The 20,576-nt window shown below is 71.7% G+C and carries 20 protein-coding genes; 9 read left to right on the top strand and 11 right to left on the bottom strand.

Going from position 1 to position 20,576, the window contains the following annotated elements; all coding sequences use genetic code 11:
* The first annotated feature begins 25 nt into the window (after positions 1–25).
* Positions 26–400: a hypothetical protein gene (locus FHR33_RS29890; protein WP_183654649.1), complete on the top strand. Its 375-nt coding sequence runs from the start codon at positions 26–28 to the stop codon at positions 398–400.
* Here FHR33_RS29890 and FHR33_RS29885 read toward each other — a convergent pair.
* From FHR33_RS29885 to FHR33_RS29870, 4 genes are all read right to left on the bottom strand, one after another.
* Complete coding sequence (locus FHR33_RS29885) at positions 372–3,185, bottom strand: SCO7613 C-terminal domain-containing membrane protein (RefSeq protein WP_183654647.1); 2,814 nt, start codon at positions 3,183–3,185, stop codon at positions 372–374. The two genes, FHR33_RS29890 and FHR33_RS29885, sit on opposite strands and share 29 nt — an antisense overlap.
* 667 nt (positions 3,186–3,852) lie before the next feature.
* Entirely contained in the window at positions 3,853–4,590 is a 738-nt protein-coding gene (locus tag FHR33_RS29880) for a hypothetical protein (protein ID WP_183654645.1), read from the bottom strand.
* The gene (locus FHR33_RS29875; protein WP_183654642.1) at positions 4,568–5,185 is read right to left on the bottom strand and encodes a hypothetical protein; all 618 of its coding nucleotides are present in this window, start codon (positions 5,183–5,185) and stop codon (positions 4,568–4,570) included. Before FHR33_RS29875 ends, FHR33_RS29880 begins: the two co-directional genes overlap by 23 nt.
* Before the next feature lie 153 nt (positions 5,186–5,338).
* Positions 5,339–5,797, bottom strand: coding sequence for a hypothetical protein (locus FHR33_RS29870; protein ID WP_183654639.1), 459 nt, complete (start codon positions 5,795–5,797; stop codon positions 5,339–5,341).
* A gap of 100 nt (positions 5,798–5,897) precedes the next feature.
* On the opposite strand from FHR33_RS29870, the gene FHR33_RS29865 reads away from it, so the two are divergent.
* Entirely contained in the window at positions 5,898–6,866 is a 969-nt protein-coding gene (locus FHR33_RS29865; protein ID WP_183654636.1) for an aldo/keto reductase, read from the top strand.
* On the opposite strand, the gene FHR33_RS51970 is transcribed toward FHR33_RS29865, so the two are convergent.
* Positions 6,854–7,132 carry a DUF2530 domain-containing protein gene (locus FHR33_RS51970; protein ID WP_312895778.1) on the bottom strand — a complete coding sequence of 93 codons (279 nt, stop codon included), beginning with the start codon at positions 7,130–7,132 and terminating at the stop codon, positions 6,854–6,856. The genes FHR33_RS29865 and FHR33_RS51970 overlap by 13 nt on opposite strands.
* A gap of 107 nt (positions 7,133–7,239) precedes the next feature.
* Here FHR33_RS51970 and FHR33_RS29855 point away from each other — a divergent pair, with 107 nt between their 5' ends.
* Positions 7,240–8,688: an NCS2 family permease gene (locus tag FHR33_RS29855; protein ID WP_183654633.1), complete on the top strand. Its 1,449-nt coding sequence runs from the start codon at positions 7,240–7,242 to the stop codon at positions 8,686–8,688.
* Here FHR33_RS29855 and FHR33_RS29850 read toward each other — a convergent pair.
* Positions 8,672–9,532 carry a hypothetical protein gene (locus FHR33_RS29850; RefSeq protein WP_183654630.1) on the bottom strand — a complete coding sequence of 287 codons (861 nt, stop codon included), beginning with the start codon at positions 9,530–9,532 and terminating at the stop codon, positions 8,672–8,674. The genes FHR33_RS29855 and FHR33_RS29850 overlap by 17 nt on opposite strands.
* A 156-nt stretch (positions 9,533–9,688) precedes the next feature.
* Between FHR33_RS29850 and FHR33_RS29845 the strand changes: the two genes are divergently transcribed.
* The 3 genes from FHR33_RS29845 to thpR all read left to right on the top strand — a co-directional run bounded on the left by FHR33_RS29845 (position 9,689) and on the right by thpR (position 11,978).
* Entirely contained in the window at positions 9,689–10,117 is a 429-nt protein-coding gene (locus FHR33_RS29845; RefSeq protein WP_183654627.1) for a MarR family winged helix-turn-helix transcriptional regulator, read from the top strand.
* Between the two features lie 23 nt (positions 10,118–10,140).
* On the top strand, positions 10,141–11,361 hold the full coding sequence (locus FHR33_RS29840; protein WP_183654624.1) for an MFS transporter: 1,221 nt from the start codon (positions 10,141–10,143) through the stop codon (positions 11,359–11,361).
* A gap of 71 nt (positions 11,362–11,432) precedes the next feature.
* A complete protein-coding gene (gene thpR, locus FHR33_RS29835; protein ID WP_183654621.1) occupies positions 11,433–11,978 on the top strand; it encodes an RNA 2',3'-cyclic phosphodiesterase in 546 nt (181 codons plus the stop codon).
* A gap of 98 nt (positions 11,979–12,076) precedes the next feature.
* On the opposite strand, the gene FHR33_RS29830 is transcribed toward thpR, so the two are convergent.
* Positions 12,077–15,022, bottom strand: a complete 2,946-nt coding sequence (locus FHR33_RS29830) for a sacsin N-terminal ATP-binding-like domain-containing protein (protein ID WP_183660371.1) — start codon at positions 15,020–15,022, stop codon at positions 12,077–12,079.
* Between the two features lie 98 nt (positions 15,023–15,120).
* Positions 15,121–15,921 (bottom strand): DUF3027 domain-containing protein, encoded by an 801-nt coding sequence (locus tag FHR33_RS29825; protein ID WP_183654619.1) that lies wholly within the window; start codon positions 15,919–15,921, stop codon positions 15,121–15,123.
* Positions 15,922–16,024: 103 nt separating this feature from the next.
* Here FHR33_RS29825 and FHR33_RS29820 point away from each other — a divergent pair, with 103 nt between their 5' ends.
* On the top strand, positions 16,025–17,497 hold the full coding sequence (locus tag FHR33_RS29820; protein ID WP_312895777.1) for an MFS transporter: 1,473 nt from the start codon (positions 16,025–16,027) through the stop codon (positions 17,495–17,497).
* Here FHR33_RS29820 and FHR33_RS29815 read toward each other — a convergent pair whose 3' ends face one another.
* Together FHR33_RS29815 and FHR33_RS29810 are read right to left on the bottom strand one after the other, a co-directional pair.
* Entirely contained in the window at positions 17,498–17,893 is a 396-nt protein-coding gene (locus FHR33_RS29815; protein WP_183654616.1) for a cold-shock protein, read from the bottom strand.
* An 87-nt stretch (positions 17,894–17,980) separates the two neighbouring features.
* A complete protein-coding gene (locus FHR33_RS29810) occupies positions 17,981–18,571 on the bottom strand; it encodes an HAD family hydrolase (protein WP_312896021.1) in 591 nt (196 codons plus the stop codon).
* 87 nt (positions 18,572–18,658) lie between these two features.
* Here FHR33_RS29810 and FHR33_RS29805 point away from each other — a divergent pair, with 87 nt between their 5' ends.
* A complete protein-coding gene (locus FHR33_RS29805; protein ID WP_183654610.1) occupies positions 18,659–18,997 on the top strand; it encodes a hypothetical protein in 339 nt (112 codons plus the stop codon).
* 121 nt (positions 18,998–19,118) lie between these two features.
* A complete protein-coding gene (locus FHR33_RS29800) occupies positions 19,119–19,742 on the top strand; it encodes a TetR/AcrR family transcriptional regulator (RefSeq protein WP_183654608.1) in 624 nt (207 codons plus the stop codon).
* Here the strand turns inward: FHR33_RS29800 and FHR33_RS29795 are convergent.
* A complete protein-coding gene (locus FHR33_RS29795; RefSeq protein ID WP_183654603.1) occupies positions 19,735–20,559 on the bottom strand; it encodes a hypothetical protein in 825 nt (274 codons plus the stop codon). The genes FHR33_RS29800 and FHR33_RS29795 overlap by 8 nt on opposite strands.
* Between the last annotated feature and the right edge of the window lie 17 nt (positions 20,560–20,576).

Genomic DNA, 20,576 nt, shown 5'->3' with positions numbered 1-20,576 from the left:
AATCGAACACGCGTACGATGAAGGGGTGTACGTGCCTCCGGAATGGCCGTCCGAGGTCCGCACGCCCGACATCCCCGACTGGGAGACGTCCGCGGTCGCGTGGTTGCTCGACGCCGTCCCACCCGACTACCGCGCCTACGAGGTGCTGCGCCGCCACCCCTATGCCCTGGCCAGGATGGCGGGCCACCATGTCCGCGCGTCGATCGAGGCCGCCCGCGCCGGGTACCGCGGCGCGGCGGTCGAGCTGAAGGGACACCTGCCGCCCCACGCGGTCGAGGCGGTGCTCGAGGTCTACCGCCGCGAGGGGCCGAGGCTGGTCCAGCTTGCCCGCTCGATCGAGGCCGTCGAGCGGGCGCTCAGGGGCGAGGGGTTCACCGCAACCTTGCGACGGCGTCCCTGAGCCTGCGAACGTCGCGCTTGCGCGCCTCGTAGGTCGCGCCGACCACCAGGAGCAGCAGCCCGCCGAGCGCCATCGGCACCCAGCGGGGCACCGCGCCCATCAGGTCGGCGATCCACGGGGTCAGCTCCCGCACCGTCACGATCGCCACGGTCGCCCCTCCGATCAGCGCGGGCGCCTGCAACCGCCGCCACGCCCCCGCCAGCGTCACGGCCAGCGCCGCCGCGCCCAGCGCGAACGCCCTCAGCGGGGTGGCCTCCTGCAACAGGCTCGGCCCGAACGCCAGCGCGAGGCCGGGACCGTAGGCGAGCCACGACGAGGCCGCTCTGCCCCGCCACGCGCCGACGAGCAGCATGAGCAGGGCGAACGGCACGGTGTACGCCTCGACGGCCCGCACCTCCAGGGAGGCCGCCACGGCGACCGCCTCGCCTGCCACGAGCGCCCCCGCCAGCACCACCCACCAGAACCCGGCCCCCCGCTCCAGGCGCGCCACACTCACCGCCGGCGCAGGAGCTGCCGTCGCAGATGTTGTCGTCGCCGCCGTCTGGGATTGTCTCGCCGCCGTCTCAGGCGCTCCCGTCTCGGGGAGGGGCCGCCAGAGGAGGCCGATGGCCGCGGCGATGGCGGCCAGGGCGGGAAGCACGGCGAGCGTCGCGGTCTCGTCCGCCAGCGCCCATCCCAGCGCCAGCGACCCGAGCCAGAGCGCACCTCCCGTGCCCGCCACCCTGCCTGCCGTCCCGCCCGCCGACCTGCGCACCGTGCCGCCCGCCATGCCGCCCGCCATGCCGCCCGCCGTGCCGGTTCCCATGCCGCCCGCCGTGCCGGTTCCCGTGCCGCTCCGCCCGCCGGCCGCCGTCCACGCCGCCCCCGCCGTCGCCACGACCATCCCGACCAGCACCACGACGTACGGCATGCGCACCGCCACCGGGGCAGCCGCCACGACGACGACCCCCGCCAGCACCACCAGAGCGGGCCGTACCGCCAGCGCGAGCACCACCCCCGCCAGCCCGACCGCCGCCAGCCCCAGCGGGCGGCCCCCCGTGAAGTCCGGCCCACCGCGCCAGGGATCGAGCACAGGCAGGTAGCCGCCGAACGCCCCCGCCGGCACATCCGCGACGACCACCAGCGCCAGGGACGCCAGCACGACCGCCGTCACCCTGCCGACGACACCGCCGCCCGCCACACCGCTACCGGCCACACCGCCGCCGCCCATCCCACGACCGGCCGCCCCGCCACCGGCCATCACACCGCCGGCCACACCACCGGTGATCCCACCACCGGCCACACCGCCGCCGACGCCCCCGCCGCCATCGGTGGCCCCGCCGCCGCTCCTACCCGGCCCAGCTCCGGCGCCGGGGGCGCGGGTGCGGGTGCCGTACCAGCCGAGCAGGGCCAGGCCCGCGCCCACCGCCAGCCCCGCCGCCGCCGAGTCCCGCACGGGCAGGCCCAGCCCCTCGAGCGCCACCCACACCAGCCCCGACCCCGCGAGCGCCGCCCCCACCAGCGCGGCCGGCCTGCGGTACAGCAGCCCCCACACCACCAGGAGCGACCCCAGCACCGCGTACGCCACCGGCCGCTGGTCCAGCGACCACAGCACCGCGATCGCCCCCACGATCCCCGCCACCCACGGAGCCGCCGGGACCCTGAACCGCACGGCGGCGAAGGTGAACCCCAGCGCCACCGCCAGCTGCACCCCGACCACCACCAGGTACGGCAGGCCGTACACCACGGGTGCGACCACCACGGCCGCCACCGCGGGCGCCACCGCCGCCCACCGCGCCCTCCCCAGGATCAGCGGAAGGCTCGCCAGCAGGGCGAAGACGACCGGCGCCGCGGGCAACCCGACGACCATGAACGGGTCGCGCCAGGTCGTCACAGGGGCGTCGAGCACCGCCAGCAGCGTCTGGGGCGTCACCACGAGGCCGCCGAGCAGCGCGAGCCCCGCCGCCGAGAGGGCGTAGGGCGTGCGCAGCCTTACGGGAAGCGCCCGCGCCATGGCCGCCACCACCAGCGCCGCCACGACGTACGGCACCACCTGCCAGTGCTCCGACAGCAGCCCGATACCCGGCGCCCCCGCCGCCGCGACCAGCGCCGTCGCCGAGCCGATGGCCGCGAACACGCGCCCGGCGTCGTCCTTGGTGCGGAAGGCCACGAAGAACCCCGTGGCGGCCAGCACCACCAGCGAGGGCGCGTGCAGCAACCGGTCGGGCATCATCGTCGCCACCGACGTCCCCAGCAGCGCGACCGACCCCGTGAACGCCAGGCAGATCACCGCCGTCACGCGAAGCCCCCGCGTCCGCGCGACGGACCAGACGGCGGCGTTCAGCACGACCGTGGCCGCGAGCGCGGCGGTCGGCCAGCCGCGTCCCTGCCCCGTCGCCAGCATGGGCAGCGGAGCCTGCGCCAGCACGACCGCCAGCGGCAGCGGCACCTTCAACGGCAGCAGCCTGGCGTAGAGCGCCGCCGCAAGAGCCACCACCGCGATCGTCGCGGCGGTGTGGTCCCACATGTCCACGGAGCCGACCAACCCCGCCGCGGCGGCCGCGTAGCCGTCCAGCAGCATCAACGCCAGCCCCAGGACGCCGACGGTCTCCGCCGTCGCGTTCAGCTTCCGTCTGAGCAGCACCGCGGGGACGGCCAGCGTCACGACCGTCAGGCCCGTGAGGATCGCCGCCCTGCCGCCGATGCCCAACCGACCCCAGCTGACGACCGTGAACACGATCGCCGCCACGGCGAGCAGGAGCCCGCCGAGAACCAGCAGCAGGTTCTGCGCGGTCTTCCTGGACACCTCGCCCTGCGGGCCTCCTGGAGAGCCGGCGCCATACGGCATCCCCTGATACGGCGGCCCTCCGGGGAAACGCGGGTCACGCGGGCTCCCCGGGTGCGGGCCGCCCGGGGAGCCCGGGTCACGCCGCATCCCCGGCTGCTGCGGCCCACCGGGGAAATCTGGGCCATGCGGCCTCCCCGGCTGTTGCGGGCCACCCAGGGAACCCGGGTCACGCGGCATTTCCACGTTCTGCGGCCCACCCGGGTCACGCGGCGCTTCCAGGTGCCGCGGGCCACTCGGGAGCCCGGCGCCCTGCGGCGTCCCCGGGGCCGAGGCCGGTTCACCGGCGCCGGTTCGCGGAGTCGCGCCACCTGTCTCCGGGGCTTCCTGGGAAGCCGCCCGTCCGGCGAGCCTCGCGCGGTCGGCGCGCAGGAGCGAGAGGAGGCGCTCCCGCCGTCCTCTGAGCTCGGCCTCCTGCACCCTGAGCCCCGCCAGCGCCCCGTCGACCTGCCAGAGCTCCACCGCCACGGGCCCGGTCAGCGGCAGCCCGCATCGAGGGCAGACGCCGGCGGGCCCGGCCAGAGAAAGGCCGCAATCGGGACAGTTCACGCGCATGGCGAGAACAATGCCGCACCCGGCTTGATGATCGCTTGCGGTGTCGTACTCAGAAGCGACTAGGCACCACGACTCATCGGGACTTCCTGGCGATGATCGTGATCACTCCGGTCGCACCCGTCGCCACCGCCAGCCAGAGCAGCACGTCCGTCCCTGTGATGCCTCCGGGCGAATCGGCGGCCACCGTCTCGCCGTCCGCGGCCTCGAGCAGGGGCTCGGACGTTGACGGCGTCGGCGTGGGGGTGGGCGTGGGCGTGGGCAGCGCGCTCTCCGGCAGCGGCACCCGGTAGACGGGGCTGTTGGCGCCCTCGCTCCCGACCAGCAGCGCCTTGCCGTCGCCGGTGTAGGCGATCGACTCGGCCTGGTCGAGCGCGGGCATCGGCACGCGCGTCAGCGGCTTGTCCAGCGCCTTGTACACCGTCGCCGAGAAGTAGGTGCGCACCACGAAGCTCGACCCGTCCGGCGCGTACGCGGCGTCCGTCGCCATGATCGGAGCGGACCCGACCTTGCGCAGGACATTCGTCCTGCTCGCGCTCAGCCGCCTCGGCGCCGCGTAGATCGCCCCCGCGAACTGCTTGGTCACCACGTACAGGCGTCCGGTCTTCGGGTTGACCATGATGCCCTCGGCGTTGTGCCCGCCGTCCTCGTACCTGAAGCGATACCGGACGGCGGGCAGGACGGCGTCCCTGACCGTCGCGGGCTCCATCACCTTGTAGATCGAGATGTCGGGCCACGCGCCGTCGAAGTTGTCGCCGATGTCGGCGAACCACAGCACGCCCCTCCCGGTCTCAGGGTCCTTGGAGGCGGCCATGGCCTCCCAGTCGCGGGGCCTGGGCGCCGCGCAGCGTGAAGGTCGCCCTGGTCGCGCCCTTCGGACCGAGCGCGAAGAAGGTGGGGCCCGCGTCGCTGTCGTTGTGGGTGTAGACGACCCCGTCGTGCGTGGGGGACAGCGCGAGGCCACTCGACTCGGTGATGCGCGGGTCCGGGATCGTGAACGCGACCTCGTCATCGGCCTCGCCGCTCCCCCGAGCCTTCGCGGTCTCGGAACCCTGGGGCACGGGCGCCGCGGTACCGGGACCCGCGACCACGGGCACGTCCGATGCCGAGAGCCCGGCACCCCCGCCAACCGCGCGAGGGATCTCCGGAAGAGTGATCTCCGGGAAGGCCGACGTCTGGACGACGGGCTCCGTGAAGGCGTGGCCACCCGGCACGGAGGGGCCGGAGCACGCGAAGGCTGGCGTGGCAGGGAGCGCAAGGGCCATCACGAGCCCTGCAAGCGTGCGAATCAGGACATCCCCCATCCAGCGATCATGCCTCGGCGGCGACCGTCCCATGCGTGCGTTCTGCATGAAGAACCCGCCGCCCTGCAGAACGACGAGCGCGAGGTTGGTCACGAGCACCGCCACCCACAACGTACCCAATCCACCCGAAGCCGCCACGGGAGCCGCGACGACCGCGAGCAAGCCGTACCCGATCGAGAAGGCCCCCAAGCTCCACGTCGACCGCCTGAGCCCCGCCAGCCCACACCCCATCACCGCCTGCGCCCCGCCGGGCGCTCGTCAGCCGTGGCCGACAGGAAGGCGGTGGTCTGGAGGGTCAGGAGGCACGGTGTTCGCGCCTCCGTTGGAGGCGCTGACCAGCAGCGAAGCCCCCAGCGCGTACGGCAGGACGCCGAACCCCTCGACCCCCGACCCGCCGAGAGAGGCGATGAGCGGGACACAGGCCACCACGACCGCGCCGGCCGTACCGATGAGCAGCGCCAGCCACCTGGCGTCACGCAGCACCGGGATCGCGGCGAGGGGGTCGTCACGGAAGGGGGCGACGAACGGCGCGAGCCCTCGCAGACCGCCCATGACGGCCATCGAGGCGGGGCTGTGGACCGCCATGGTCAGGGCGAAGGCGGCCAGCGCCCCCGTGTCGTGACGGCCGAGCACGGAGGTGACGACCAGGGATCCGGCCAGCGACGTGAGGGAGGACAGCAGCAGGGGAAGCGCGGCCCTCGCGATGGTGCGATGCATGAAACGCACAGTCCCGAGGCTGATCGACCCCGGGACTCGCGATCATCATATCGAGAGGGGGGTGGCCTGGAGTGCACTCCAGGTTCTTAGTGTAGGTGTCATGGAATACGTGAACCTCGGACGCACCGGGCTCAAGGTCAGCCCGCTCTGCCTCGGCACGATGAACTTCGGTCCCCAGACGACGGAGGAAGACTCCTTCGCCATCATGGACAGGGCCCTGGAACTCGGCATCAACTTCTTCGACACGGCCAACGTGTACGGCTGGAAGCTGGGCGAGGGCGTCACGGAGAACATCGTCGGCCGGTGGTTCGCCCAGGGCGGGGGCCGCAGGGAGCGCACCGTCATCGCCACCAAGTTCCACGGCAAGATGGGCGAGTGGCCCAACGAGGGCATGCAGTCCGCGCTGCACATCCGCAGGGCCTGCGACGCCTCCCTCAAGCGGCTGCAGACCGACTACATCGACATCTTCCAGGCACACCACATCGGCAGGGAGACCCCCTTCGAGGAGTTCTGGGAGGCGATGGACATCCTGCGCCAGCAGGGGAAGATCATCTACGTCGGCTCCTCGAACTACGCGGGCTGGCACATCGCCAAGGCCCAGGAGAGCGCCGCCAGGAAGGGCATGCTCGGCCTGGTCAGCGAGCAGTCCCACTACAACCTGCTCACCCGCAAGGTCGAGCTCGAGGTGCTGCCGGCGTGCGAGGACTACGGGCTCGGCGTGATCCCGTGGAGCCCGCTGGCGGGCGGCCTGCTCGGCGGCGTGCTACGCAAGATCGACAAGGGCCGCTCGGCCTCCGAGAACATGGTCAAGGAGCTCGACAAGCACCGCGAGAAGATCGAGCAGTACGAGGCGTTCTGCGACGAGCTCGGCGAGGACCCCGCGCACGTCGGCCTGGCCTGGCTGCTGACCCGCCCCGCCGTGACCGCCCCGATCATCGGCCCGCGCACGCTCGACCAGCTCGACGGCACCATGCGCACGCTGGAGATCGAGCTCGACGACAAGGCCCTCGCCAGGCTCGACGAGATCTTCCCCGGCCACAGGACCGCGCCGGAGGACTACGCCTGGTGATCCGGGGGGCCCATCCCCAGGACGGGCTCGACGGGCGCCTCGTCGGCCGGGAGGTCCTTGCGGCGCTTCCGGCCGACGAACCAGTATCCGAAACCGCCGAAGACGATGCCCGCCACGCAGGTCCAGATCCACCATGCGTTCTCGGGGGCTGGCCGTACGATGAGCAGCACGACCAGGGCGAGCGCCCACAGGGCGGTGCCGCCGAGCACTGCGGCCCTGTCGTTGGTCTCGAGCGGCTCCGGATCCGGACGCCATGGCTGCTTCACGTGATCCAGCCTAGTCGACGTGCTGTTTCGCGCGATATGGCGGCAAATCCGTCTCGATCAGGTCGCGAGGTCTTTTCGCAGGTCGCAACCCCTGCCACTCTTCGCGCGTGAAAGACACGCACACCACTACTCCATCCGGACTTGACCGATTCTTCTCGATCACCGCGCGGGGCTCGACCGTCTCCCGCGAGGTGCGCGGCGGCCTGGCCACCTTCTTCACGATGGCCTACATCGTCGTCCTCAACCCCCTCATCATCGCGAGGGCCACGGACGCCGACGGCCAGTTCATCGGGGACGGCCTGGTCGCCAACGTGCCGCTGGTCGCCTCCGGCACCGCGTTCGTCGCGGGCATGCTCTCCATCCTCATGGGCGTCGTCGGCAGGGTGCCGTTCGCGATGGCGGCGGGCCTCGGCCTGAACGCCTTCGTCACGTTCGGCATCGCCTCCCAGATGTCGTGGGAGGCGGCGATGGGCCTGGTCTTCCTCGAGGGCGTCATCATCGGCATCCTCGTGCTGACCGGGTTCAGGGTGGCCGTCTTCAACGCCATCCCCGTCCAGTTGAAGACCGCGATCAGCGTCGGCATCGGCCTGTTCATCGCCCTGATCGGCTTCGTGGACGCGGGCTTCGTGCGCCGCGTCGCCGCGGGGCCGCCGCTGGAGATGGGCATCTCCGGCGCGCTGACCTCGTGGCCGCTGCTCGTCTTCATCATCGGCCTGCTGGTCACCGCCGTGCTGGTGGCCCGCAAGGTCAAGGGCGCGATCCTCATCGGCATCGTCGGCACCACCGTCCTCGCGATGATCGTCGAGGCGCTGACGAAGACAGGTGCGGCCACGCCGAAGAACCCCGCAGGCTGGCAGCTGGTCACGCCGTCCTGGCCCGAGCGCATCTTCGGCTTCCACAACCCGCTGACGCTGTTCACCGAGTTCGACCCGTTCGGCGCCTTCAGCCAGGTGTCGGTGATCCTCGCGGTGCTGCTGATCTTCACCCTGCTGGTCACCGACTTCTTCGACACGATGGGCACGATCGTGGGCGTCGGCCGCCAGGCCGACCTGCTCGACGAGGAGGGTCAGCTCCCCCGCACCAAGGAGATCCTGCTCGTCGACTCCATCGGCGCCGCGGCGGGCGGCGCGGGCTCCGTCTCGTCCAACACCACCTACATCGAGTCGGCCGCGGGTGTGGCCGAGGGCGCCCGAACCGGCCTGGCCAGCGTGGTCACCGGCCTGATGTTCCTGCTGGCGATCTTCGTGGCGCCGCTCGTCGCCGTCGTGCCGTACGAGGCGGCGGCGCCCGCCCTCGTCGTGGTCGGCTTCATGATGATGACGACGGTCCGCGAGATCGACTGGAGCGACTTCGACATCGCCATCCCCGCGTTCCTGACGATTGTGATCATGCCGTTCACCTACTCCATCTCCAACGGCATCGGCGCGGGCTTCGTCAGCTACGTGCTGATCCAGGCGGTCAAGGGCAGGAGCAGGGACGTCCATCCGCTGATGTGGGCGGTGGCGGGGCTGTTCGTCGTCTACTTCGCACTCGGACCGATCAAGGCGCTTCTATAGCGAGGTCGTCCTCGGGGCCGTCCTCCTCCCGGGGGGCGGCCCTTCGGGTGAACACGATCAGCGCGGCGGCCAGGTAGGCGCCGGTGTACCAGAGAGTCGACAGACGGCGCTCCTCCTCGATCATCTCCAGAGGAGGCAGCGACACAGTCGGAGGCCGGGCGTCCTTCAGCGAAGGCGGCGACGACATCCAGGTGTCCAGGCCGACTCTGAAGTGCTGCGGATCGTCGGTCAGCGGGCCGTCGATCGGCTCGATGCGCTCCGGCTCGGCCTCCCAGGCGGCCTGCAGGGCCTCGTCGCGGGCCGCGTAGCCGTACGAGAGGGGGACCAGGGCGGCGGCGACGCCCACGAGCGCGGCCAGCACCAGCGTGTAGACCGTGACCACGCGCAACCACAGCCGCCGCGTGACGACGGCGCTCAGCACCAGCACCGCGAGCGCGCCCGATCCGAGCAGCACCTCGATCGCGAGCCAGTCGGGCAGTGAGAACCACGCCAAATGGCCCGTCCACAGGTCCGCGACGGCGACGAGGAAGGGTAGCGCCACCGCGAGCGTTGGCAGAAGGTACGGCAGCGCCGACCTACGCTGGACGACCAGGTCGGCGGCGGCGATGAGCACGACGCACACCACCGTGGCGACGGGACCGGCCACGTGGTCGAACAGGAGCGAGCCGACGACCCCGCCGTACTCGTGAGCCAGAACGGAGATCGCGGGAAGCGACAGCATGCCCGCGATGCCGACGAGCGCCAGCCGGCGGTGTGCGGGCCCCTCGGCGACGCGGGCGAGAATGGCCAGGCCGAGGAGGAAGACGGTGGGAAGCAGGCTCGCCGCGATGAAGGCCAGTGGCAAGCCAACAGTGGCGGCTTCCCAGGCCGAAACGATCACCGCGGCGGCCCAGAATAAGGAGTGCATGGTGGACTCTATCCAAACCGTTGGAGGGAATAGCGTGGCATGGCATATAGTTAGCAAAGGTAATGAGACGTGCTAACGAATCCCCCTCCCAAGATGGACCTGCGCAGCGACGCAGGCCTGGCATCAGCCCTGCGCGTGTCGCTGGCGCGGCTGACCAGACGACTACGACGACAGGCGGCGGCGCACACCCTGACGCCCACCCAGTTCGCGACGCTCGCCGCCGTGGAACGGCATTCAGGGATAACCCCCGGCGAATTGGCCGAGCTCGAGAAGGTACAACCGCCCTCGATGACGCGGGTGATCGCCGCGCTCGAGGAGCGCGGGTTGGTCGCTCGCTCACCGCACCAGACCGACAGGCGACAGGTGACCGTGGTGGTGACCGACTCCGCCAAGGCGCTGCTGAAGGAGGAGCGCCGGCTGAAGGAAGCCTGGTTGACGCATCGGCTGAAGGAGTTGACACCCGAGGAGCGGGCAGTGCTCCGGCAGGCGGCGCCGATTCTGGAGAAGCTCAGCAAGATATAGAGCCTGACGAACCCAGGACCGGGATGTTCCGGTCTCTCAGGGTTCACAACTACCGGCTGTTCGCGGCTGGAGGCATCGTCTCCAACCTCGGCACGTGGATGCAGCGCACCGCCCAGGACTGGCTGGTGCTCGACCTCACACACGGCAGCGCGGCGGCTCTCGGCACCACGACCGCGCTGCAGTTCCTCCCGCAGCTCATGTTCGGCCTGTTCGGCGGCGTGCTCGCCGACCGCTACCCCAAGCGCCCCGTCCTGATCATCGCGCAGTCGCTCATGGCGATGCTGGCCGTGACCATGGGCGTCCTGACCGTGACCGGCTCGGCCGAGGTGTGGCACGTCTACGCCATGGCCTTCGCGCTCGGCGTCATCTCCTGCGTGGAGGTGCCGACCAGGCAGGCGTTCGTGGTCGAGATGGTCGGCCGTGAAGACCTGCCCAACGCCATCGCGCTGAACGCCTCGATCTTCAACCTGGCCCGCGTGGTGGGCCCGGCCCTCGCCGGCGTGCTCATGTACGCCATCGGCACCGGACCGATCTTCCTGCTCAACGCGCTGACCTTCGGCGGCGTCATCTCCAGCCTGCTCCTCATGCGCACGTCGGAGCTGACCCCTGCCGAGCTCGTCCCCAAGGCGAAGGGCCAGCTGCGCGAGGGCCTGCGCTACGTCATCGAGCGCTCGGAGCTCCTGCTCCCGATACTGGTGATCGCGTTCATGGCGATGTTCACGCAGTCGTTCTCGATGTCGATCGCGCTCATGGCCCGCGAGGTCTTCGGCCAGGGTGCCTCGTCGTTCGGCGTGGCCTCCAGCGCCTTCGCCGTCGGCGCGCTCGGCGGCGCCCTGCTGGCCGCCCGTCGCGTCAGGCCGACGCGCAGGCTGCTCATCGCGGGCGCCATCGGTTTCGGGCTGTTCCAGGTCGTGGTGGGCCTCGCCCCCTTCTACCCGGTCTACCTCCTGCTGCTCGCCCCCACCGGCATCGCGTTGATCACGGTCAACACGGCCGCCAACTCGCTGGTCCAGATGTCCACCTCGCCAGAGATGCGCGGCAGGGTCATGGGCATCTACGTGCTGGTCTTCACCGGTGGCGCCCCGATCGGCGCGCCGCTGATCGGCTGGATCTCCGACCTGGGCGGCCCCCGCGTGGGTGTCATGATCGGCGGACTGCTCACGCTCGTGGGCACGGGCCTGGCCATCCTGCTCACCCGCATGATCGGCGCCCGCCGCACCCGCGTGGCCCTCGCCACCGCCTGACGACTCTCCGGCCCGCGCCTCCACACCCCGCGGGCCGGAGCCACACCCCTCGCGCGGGGCACAATCGACCCGTGAGACTGTTCGCGGCGATCCTGCCGCCACCCGAGATCCTCGACGAGGTGGCCGCCGCGCTGGCCGGCCGCACCCACGTGGTGGAGGGCCTGCGCTGGGTCGATCGCGCCACCTGGCACCTCACGCTCGCCTTCTACGGCGAGGTGCCCGAGCGCGCCCTCCCCGACCTCGAGGTACGGCTGGCCCGCGCCGCCTCGCGCCACCCCGCCAAGCGCCTGGCCTTCGAGGGGGCGGGCGCCTTCTCCAAGCGGGTCTTCTGGCTCGGCGTCAGCGGCGACCCCCTCGTACGGCTGGCAGGCTCGGCCGCCGCCGCCGGGCGTCGCGCGGGAGCCGTACAGACCGACGAGAAGCGCTTCCACGCCCACCTCACGCTCGCCCGCGCCAGGCAGCCCACCGACCTGCGCCCCCTGGTGGAGGCGCTGTCGTCCTTCGCGGGGTCGCCGTGGTCGGCCGACTCGATCCACCTCATGCGCAGCCACCCGGGCCCCACGGTGAGGTATGAGTCACTCGGCCATTGGGCTCTCGCACCCGCCGAGCGGGGCTAGGCTGCACGGCGTGGACCGTCCTCGCTTCTGGCTTCTCCCCGCCGTGCTCGGCTTGCTCCTGCTGATCGTCGTGGTCGGCTCCCTGCTGACCTGACCCGCTAGGACAGGTCGGCCTCGGCCAGCAGCAGGGGGACATCGCCCGGATTGCGAAGGAGCGCCGCGACCGCGAGGCGGTCGTTCCACTGCCCCGTCGCCCAGGCCAGACCGCGCGCCAGCCCGTCGGCCCCGTCGCAGTGGACCATGCCGTCGAAATAGCGCCACGCGCACGGCACGCCGTCCACCAGCAGCTTCTCGTGCTCCACGTAACGGGTGGGAGCCGTGGGCAGCAGCTCCCTGACCTCCTTCGGCACGGGACGCTCGGTGCCCGTGGAGGTCACCGTGCCCGACACCAGCTCACCCGCCAGCGGCAGATCGAGCAGCTCCGAGAGCGCCTCGGCCAGGTCGAACGGGGCCAGGACCAGCGGCCTGTCGGTCACCAACTGCAGCAGGTCGGGCGCCTCGACCACGACGGCGTCGTCGGCGGAGGCGACCACGATGTCGCCACCGAGCACCGCCCGCACCGAGGAGGGCGGCGCCACCCGCGAAGGATCGACGGCGGCCAGCGCCATCCACAGCGCCCGCAGCTGCGCGCGATCGACGGTGACCGACGGGTCGGCCAGTAGCTCCAGCAGCTCCTCAGGGCCACCGTGCGAGGCCAGCAGGTCGGTCAGCGTGGTGCGGACGCCCAGCATGGCCAGCGCGCCGTGGTCGAGCCCCTCGGGCGCCTCGTCGTACAGGCCGGTCAGCAGCGGGTCGGCGCCTGGCAGGCGCAGCTCCAGCGGGCGCCGCCCACCGAGAACCGGGTGGGTGGACAGCCACCACGCGGTGTAGGAGGGAACCTCGAGGCCGTCGATGCGCAGCGGCAGCAGCGCGCCCCTCAACGGTGGCCTGGTGATCAGGGCGAGGGCAGCCGGCCAGTCGGCGACCAGCTCGAGGTCGCGGATCGCGGTGAACTCCGGCACGACGGGAGGCAGGTCGAAGGGGGGCAGCGACTCGAGCCACAGGTCCTCCTCGTCGAGGTCGTGGTCGCAGGAGTCGAGGTCGAGCAGCACGTCGGCGTCGTTGACCACGGCGAACCCGTCGAGCACGCCGACCGCCGTCAGCACGCGCGAGTCGTAGGAGGAGTCGACTGTGCCGAAACCCGCGTCGTCGGCGAGCAGCCCTGCCAGCGCGCCCTCGGGCAGCAGCAGCTCGCCCGCGGGGTAGAGCGAGCCGTCGGAGCCGCGCAGCGCCAGCTCGGACAGCCACGGCTCCTCGCCCGCTGTCAGCCCCGCGGCGTCGACGAGGGAGAGCACGGCCCTCGCCACCGCGTCGGGGTCGTCGCTGTCCATCGACTGCGCCACCGCGTTCTTGGTGTGCGGGTCGTCGAGGACGGCGCGCGGCGTGGCCTCGAAGGCGCCCAGGCGCAGCAGCAGCGGGTGCGCAGCGTCGGGATGGACGATGCGCAGCCCGAGCGGGGCCAGGTCGAGCGGCGTGGTCAGGATCAGCGTGCCACGCGGGCCGCGCACCAGGCGGCCGTCGGCCAGCGGCACGGGCAGCGCCCCCAGCGCCTCGGGGTCGTCGGCGGGCAGCACGTCGTAGAGCGATCGCCACCACGCGGGGTCGCGCCCCTCGATGGCCTCGCCCGACAGCTGGTCGACCACCTCGGCCAGCTCCACCCTGCGCACCCCGAGCGAGGCCATCGCCGGGTGCCTGGCAGGCCACCCTGCGGGCAGCAGGCCAGGAACGATCGAGGCCAGCACCGCCAGCAGCTCTCCCGAGCCGTTGACGACCGAGGCCTCCCTGCCCGAGACCACCCAGCCGTCGTCGGAGGGCTCGCGCACGGGGTGCTCGACCTGCCACGCGGCGTCGGGGTCGTAGAGCGCCGCGTCCTCGAACGAGGGCGACTGCACCACGGGCGGCGGCGCCGACAGCGCGGGCAGCAGGGGGACGTCGGGCAGCAGGCGCAGGATCGCGCGGCGGATGCGGGCGTCGAGCTCGCCCTTGCCCATCAGCGCGGGCACCAGCTCGAGCAGCCTCGGCGTGCGCGGCAGCTCCTCCAGCAGGAGCACGTAGGCCTCGGCGACGCGCGCGATCAGGAAGTCGGTCAGCGGCCCCTTGGCGACGTGGCGCCTGTCGGTGGCCATCGGGAACGAGGCGATGAGCAGCGCGGGCAGGTCGAGCGGCTCGTCGGAGGGCGTGGGCGCGTGCACCACCTGCGGGACGGGCAGCGGCCCCTCCTGCTCGGGCACCGCCCAACGGACCGACCAGTAGGGCCTGGCCCGCTCCTCCGTCGGCCTGTCGGCGAAGTAGGCGGCGACCTCGTCGGGAGAGAACTCCCCCGAGACCGAGACGACGTGCCACCCCGAGGGCTCGACCGTGCGGGTGACGCCGTCGACCACGATCTCGATGGCGGTCAGCGCGGGCATGCCGAGCAGCAGCGCGGGCGAGGCCTCCTGCAGCATGTGGCGCACAGTCTCGACGGCGGAGGGGCGCAGCGGCAGCCGTACGAGCGTCTCGAACCCCTCGGGGACCTCGAAGGAGTCGGGGAAGGGCAGCCGCAGCAGCGGCACGTGCCCCTCGCGGTTGGCCAGCTCGCCCGCGAGCACCGGCTCGGCGGCCACCACCGCCGTCGTCTCCTCGCGCGACCAGCGCACCGCACCGGTGGAGCGTGAGCCGACGGAGGGGGCGTCGCAGACCGAGACCACGGCGGCGAAGCCCACGCCGAAGCGTCCGGCGGCGCCCACGTGGTCGCGCTTGGCGGACACCCGCAACGTGGACAGGCCCTCGACCCCCGCCGCGTCGAGCGGCGCGCCGGTGTTGGCCGCCGTCAGCACGCCGTCGCGCAGCTCCAGGCGCAGCACACCGGGCACGCCCGCCCGAAGGGCGGCGTCGGCCGCGTTCTGCGCCAGCTCGACGATCAGACGGTCACGGTAGCCGCCGAGGGCGAAGTCCTCCTCGGCGTTGGCGTCTTCACGGAAGCGCGCTGGCGAGGCCTTCCAAGCCGTGAGTACGGCGGCGCGCATCCGGTCAGTGCCAAAGGTGTCCACGGGGCAAACTCCTAATCGAGAGACGGGCCCCCGAAGGCTAGCGCTCCTCGCCGACAATCCGGATCAGGAGCCGATCAGGAGTGGCCGAGCTCCTCCGAGGCCGACTCGTCGACCGAGCCCGCCTCGTCCTCCATCAGGTCGTAACCCAGGTCGTCGAGGATCGGCGTGGCCTGCTCGACGGGCGGCGGCATGACGGCGGCCTCGGAATGGGCGCCGCAGCCGTGGTCGGCGGCCACCACCTTGCCGTCGTCGGGGGCGTACTCATTGGCGCACACGCCGAACTCGCCCCGCAGACCACCCGCGAGCGGCCAGAAGAAGCCGCAGGTGGAGCACTGCGCGGGAGCGGCGTGCGCGATCGGTGTGTGCGGCCCGGACGTGCCCGAGTGCCAGCGCTTGGCGGCGCGGTCCCTGCCGATGGCCGACAGCACCCTGGCCCTGCCCAGGCCGTACTCGAAAATCATCTGGTGGTCGATCTCGTCGTCGGCGCTCGTGAAGCCGGGGACGAGCCTGTCGTCGTCTTCCGCGGTCGGCAGGAGGTCGCCGACGCCCAGGTCGCCAGGCAGCAGCCGCTCGCTCCACGGCAGCCACTCGGGGGCCAGCAGGGCCCCGGCGCCGGGCAGCAGCACGGCCTCGCTGACCGTGACGTTCTTCGCGCGGGAGGCGCGGGTCACGGTGACGGCCCAGCGCCAGCCGCGGTAGGCGCGGTCGAGGCAGGCGAAGTAGTGGGTGACGATCCGGTCGCCCTGGCCCTCGAACCCGAGGTGCTCTCCAGGCTCCCCTGGCTTGGCGAGCTCTCTCGCGGTCTCTCTCGCGAGGTCGACGGCGGCGACACAGGCCTGGTCGGGCGCGGCGACGCGGGTCCTGGTCCTGGTCATCGGCGCGCCCTCGCCGAAAGGTGCTGTTCGCTCACACTCCATTCTCACCCATGACGGGACGTGCGAGCACCCATGTCAGGTAAGACTGGTTAGCGTGGATCGTGTGTGGACGCTAGCGAGACGGGTGGGGCACGTGCTGGCCGAAGCGGGCCGGGCGTCCATGCGCGCCGGCCGCAGGACGGCGAGCGGCACCAGGCGCATGGGGCTCGCCACCGCGAGCGGCGCCCAGCGGGTCGGTCACGCCACGCGCAGGCTCACGCACGCGCACGGCGCCGACCGCACCGGTCTGGGCAGGCTGATCGAGCTGACGGCCGCCAACAGCGCGGGCGACTCCCTGGTCACGCTCGCCCTGGCGGGCACGATCTTCTTCGGCCTGCCGGTCAACGAGGCGCGCGGCCAGGTGGCGCTCTACCTGGTGATCACGATGATCCCTTTCGCGGTGGTCGCGCCCTTCGTCGGGCCCGTGCTCGACAAGTTCAGGTCGGGCCGCCGCTACGTGATGGCGGGCACGCTGTTCGCCAGAGGACTGCTGTGCTTCGCCATGGCCGCGGCCGTGGGCCCCGGCGACGTGCTCACCCTCTTCGCGGGCGCCCTCGGCGTGCTCGTGCTGTCGAAGGCCTACAACGTCTCACGCGCGGCGATCATGCCGAGCGTGCTGCCCGCCGACATCACGCTGGTCAGCGCCAACGCGAGGGTGGCGCTGTTCTCCCTGGTCGCCGCGGGCGTCGCGGTGCCCACGGCGGCGGGCCTCACGGCGTGGCTCGGCGCGGCGTGGGTGCTGCGCATCGCGATGGTGGTCTTCCTCGTGCTCGGCGTCTTCGCGGTACGGCTGCCGCGCCACGTCGACTCCCCCGACCTCGAGGAGGAGGAGGGCGGCGAGAGGGCGCGCTGGCGGACGCTGCTCAATGTCGGCCCCGCCGTCACCGAGGCCATGAGGGCCAACGCCGCCATCCGCCTCTTCTCCGGCTTCCTGCTGTTCTACCTGCTCTTCCTCGTGCAGGACGAGCACCTCAAGGACCTGCCCGCGACCACCACCATCGCCCTCCTCGCCGGCGCCGCGGGGCTCGGCGGCCTGGCGGGCGCGGCCGTGGCCAACTGGGCGCGCAACCACTCGCCCCAGGTCATCGTGCTGCTCACGCTGGCCGTGACCACGGTGACGGCGGGCGTGACGGCCTTCCTGTTCGGCCTGTGGGCCGCCGTCGCGGTGGCGCTGGTCGCCGCCTTCGCCCAGGAGCTCGGCAAGCTGGCGCTCGACGCGATCGTGCAGCGCGAGATCGGCGAGGAGGTGCGCTCGTCGACGTTCGGCGTGGTCGAGGCGCTCCTTCAGCTGGCCTGGGTGTTCGGCGGGCTGATCGGCCTGCTGGTGTCGGACTGGTCGACGGGCCCCGGCGGGCTCACCGGGCTCACCGTCGTGCTGGCACTGGCCCTCGGCTGGCTCGTGGTGCGCAGGAGAGTGCGGGTCAGGGCGCGTGAGGCCAAGGTGAGCGCGTCGACGCCGCCCGCGGCCAGGCAGGCGCCCGCCACCAAGGATCCGACGGCGACCACCAAGCCGTTGACCAACCCGCACAGCGGTTGATCAGTCGAGGTCGTCCGCCACGGCTCGCAGCACCTGGGCGATCTTCTTGGAGTGCACGGGGTCGGGCTGCTTGCCCCGCTGGTAGGACTCGGAGATGACGTCGAGCAGCTTGATGAGGTCCTCGACGATCACGACCATCTCGTCGGGCTTCTTCCGCTTGCCCTTCGGCTTGACCGTCTTGGCCAGGGTCGGCGGCTGCTCGAGAATCCGCACCGACAGCGCCTGCTGTCCCCTGCGGCCCTCGGCCACACCGAACTCGACCTTTTGTCCGGGCTTCAACGGTTCCGCGCCAGTGGGAAGCGCGGAGGAATGGACGAAGACCTCACCGCCGTCGTCGCGGGTGAGGAAGCCGAAACCCTTGTCGGCGTCGTACCACTTGACCTTGCCACTCGGCACAGGGGGGACCTCGTTCGTACTGTCGGGAAAGATGAATGGAAGTAGGTTATGCCCACCGAGCCCGGAGAGCGACCGGGTAAATGCGCGCTAATTCCAGTCGCCGAACCAGGCGGCGAACTCGGTCAGATCCGACAGCGCCACATCAGCCCCGTGATCACGCAGCTCTCCCACGGTGTAGGGACCCGTCGCGACCGCCACGCTGACGGCGCCTCCCGCTCGCGCCGCCTCGATGTCCGCGACGTGGTCCCCGACATAGGCGTCCGCGCCGAACCGCGCGAGCGCCCCGCCCTTGCCCGCGCCGAACACCGATCCGACCACCTCGTCCACGTCGAACCCGAGCAGGTCGACGGTCCTTCTCGCGTCGTGGATGTTCTTGCCCGTCACCACGATCACCCCGCCTCCGGCCTCCCGCACCGCCTTGATCGCCTCGTGGGCGCCGCTCATGGCGGTGTGCACGGGAAGGGCGACGTCGGGATAGAGCTCCCTGAACAGCGCCGCCGCGCCGGGGATGTCCTCCTCGGGCAGCCAGTTGGCCAGCTCCAGTTCGAGCGGAGGGCCGAGCCTGGAGATCACCACCGCGCTGTCGATGACCACGCCCAGCCGTACGGCGAGCTCGTCAAAGACGGCCGCGATACCCGACCTGGTGTCGGCCAGCGTCATATCAAGGTCAAACCCCACTGATTTCCCCACCCGTGAAGAGTAACGGTCGCTGGTATGGAAGCGTTGAAGTGGGCAGAAAGGAATTACTTATCGGAGGGAGCGGCCATGGCTGAAACCCGACCGCACCGGCCCGCCGTCAGGCCGGCCCCGACCGCCCGTCAGCGCGCGGCCGACATCGCCGTGTGGGCCGTCAAGGTCGTCTCGAGGGCCGCCGCGCTCGTCCTGGCCCTCTACATCGCCTTCAGGATCTTCCCCACCAACCCGGCCAACTCTCTCGTCCAGTTCGTCGAGTCCGTGGCGACCACGCTGTCACTCGGCATGTCCGACCTGTTCAGGCTGGCAGACGCGCGCTGGCAGGTCCTGGTCAACTACGGTCTGGCCGCCGTGGTGTGGCTCGTCCTCGGCTCGGCGGTGGCGAGCCTGATCCGGCGCGTGTCACCGTAACGACTATGGTCCTTACTGATGAGAAACGCGCCAATCGGACCACCGCCGGGGCCCTGACTGGCACGTAGGGGTGGCGGTCTGATGAGCACGTCTCTCATGAGATGGAGGTACTAGGAACGACATGACCAGATCCACGCGCGAGCGGATCGTCGACGAGGCTCTGAGGCTGTTCGCGGAGCGGGGCTACTCCGCCACCTCGGTGGCCGAGATCGAGGCCGCCGCCGGGCTCTCCCCTGGGGCCGGAGGCCTCTACCGGCACTTCAAGTCGAAGTACGAGGTGCTCGCCGCGGCGATGCACGAGCACGCCGCGCGCACCCGCATCCAGGTGGCCGACAGCCTGGCCGAGCTCAGCAGCATGGAGGGCTCCGCCGACCTCGAGGAGCGCCTGTCCCTGGTGTGCAGGGCCGGGCTGGCGAAGGTGCGCGAGGAGAGCGAGCTGACCAGGGTGTTCTTCCGCGATCTCAGCCAGTTCCCCGAGCTGGTCGCGGTCGTGCGCGAGGGCCTGCTGCAGCCGATGTTCGACGCGATCACCGGCTGGTTCCGCGCCCAGCCCGAGTACGCGGAGGCCGACCTCGACTGGACGGGCATCGGCGCGGTGCTCGGCGGCGCGGTCGTGCACTACCGGCTGTTCCAGGAGACGGTCGGCGAGACACCGGGTCACGCCGAGAAGGACCAGTTCGTCTCCGCGTGGGTACGGCTGGCCGTCGGCCTGCTGCCCGCTCCCGCGCACGCGCCGGTCAGCTGAGATCCCACAGGCGATAGGCGAGCCAGACCACGCCCAGGCCGGTGAAGATCATGAACATGATCCCGCTGACCGCGTAGAACTGGGCGAGGAAGGCGGACAAGCCGCTCTCACCCCCCACCCGCAGCGCGCCGATCACCACCCCGCCCACGCCGTAGCCGAACATGGGAGCGCCGATCCCGATCATCCTGTCCCTGAAGGACCAGCTGTCGCTCGTCAGGACCGTCGCCGCCCCCGCCGCCCAGACGATCACCGGCACCTGGAAGATCGCCACGGACGGGAGGCTCATCGGCACCAGCAGCGCGGCCAGCAGGAGCAGCCCGATCGCCAGCACCTCGCGCGGATGCCCCTTCACGACGGTCCTGGCGTCCCTGCCGCCCGTGGCCATGGGGTTGGCGCCCGCCATCACCGCCCTGCGCAGGCCCGCGAACGGCAGGCCGCGCTCGGTCCTGCCGGTCAGCCTCTCCCGCGCCTCTCGCATGCCGCGCGCCACACCGGGCGGGACGTCGTCGACCACGCGGGGGAAGACGGCGGTGTCGCTCTCGGCGGGCCGCACCTCGGGCTCGGCCTGGATCCTCGGCACCTCGCCGCCGGAGGAGAGCCTGCGGGCCTCGCGCTCGACGAGCGCCGCAGGATCGCCGAACCTGGCCAGCACCCTGGCCACCACCTTCGGGTCCTCGCTGCCGCTCCGCTCCGATTCGATGCGGGCCCGCAGCCGCTGGACGAAGTCGAGCCTGTGGTCCTGGCGCAGCACGCCGTGAGCAGCGTCGGCCGCCTTGCTGACGTAGTCCAGGACGAGCTGGTCGGCCCGTTCGATCACGCATGCCATGCTGCCCG

The sequence above is a fragment of the Nonomuraea dietziae genome, assembly GCF_014195505.1.
GTDB lineage: Bacteria > Actinomycetota > Actinomycetes > Streptosporangiales > Streptosporangiaceae > Nonomuraea > Nonomuraea roseola.
Note: the sequence above shows the minus strand (reverse complement) of the source record. Positions and strands in the feature narration are given on the sequence as shown.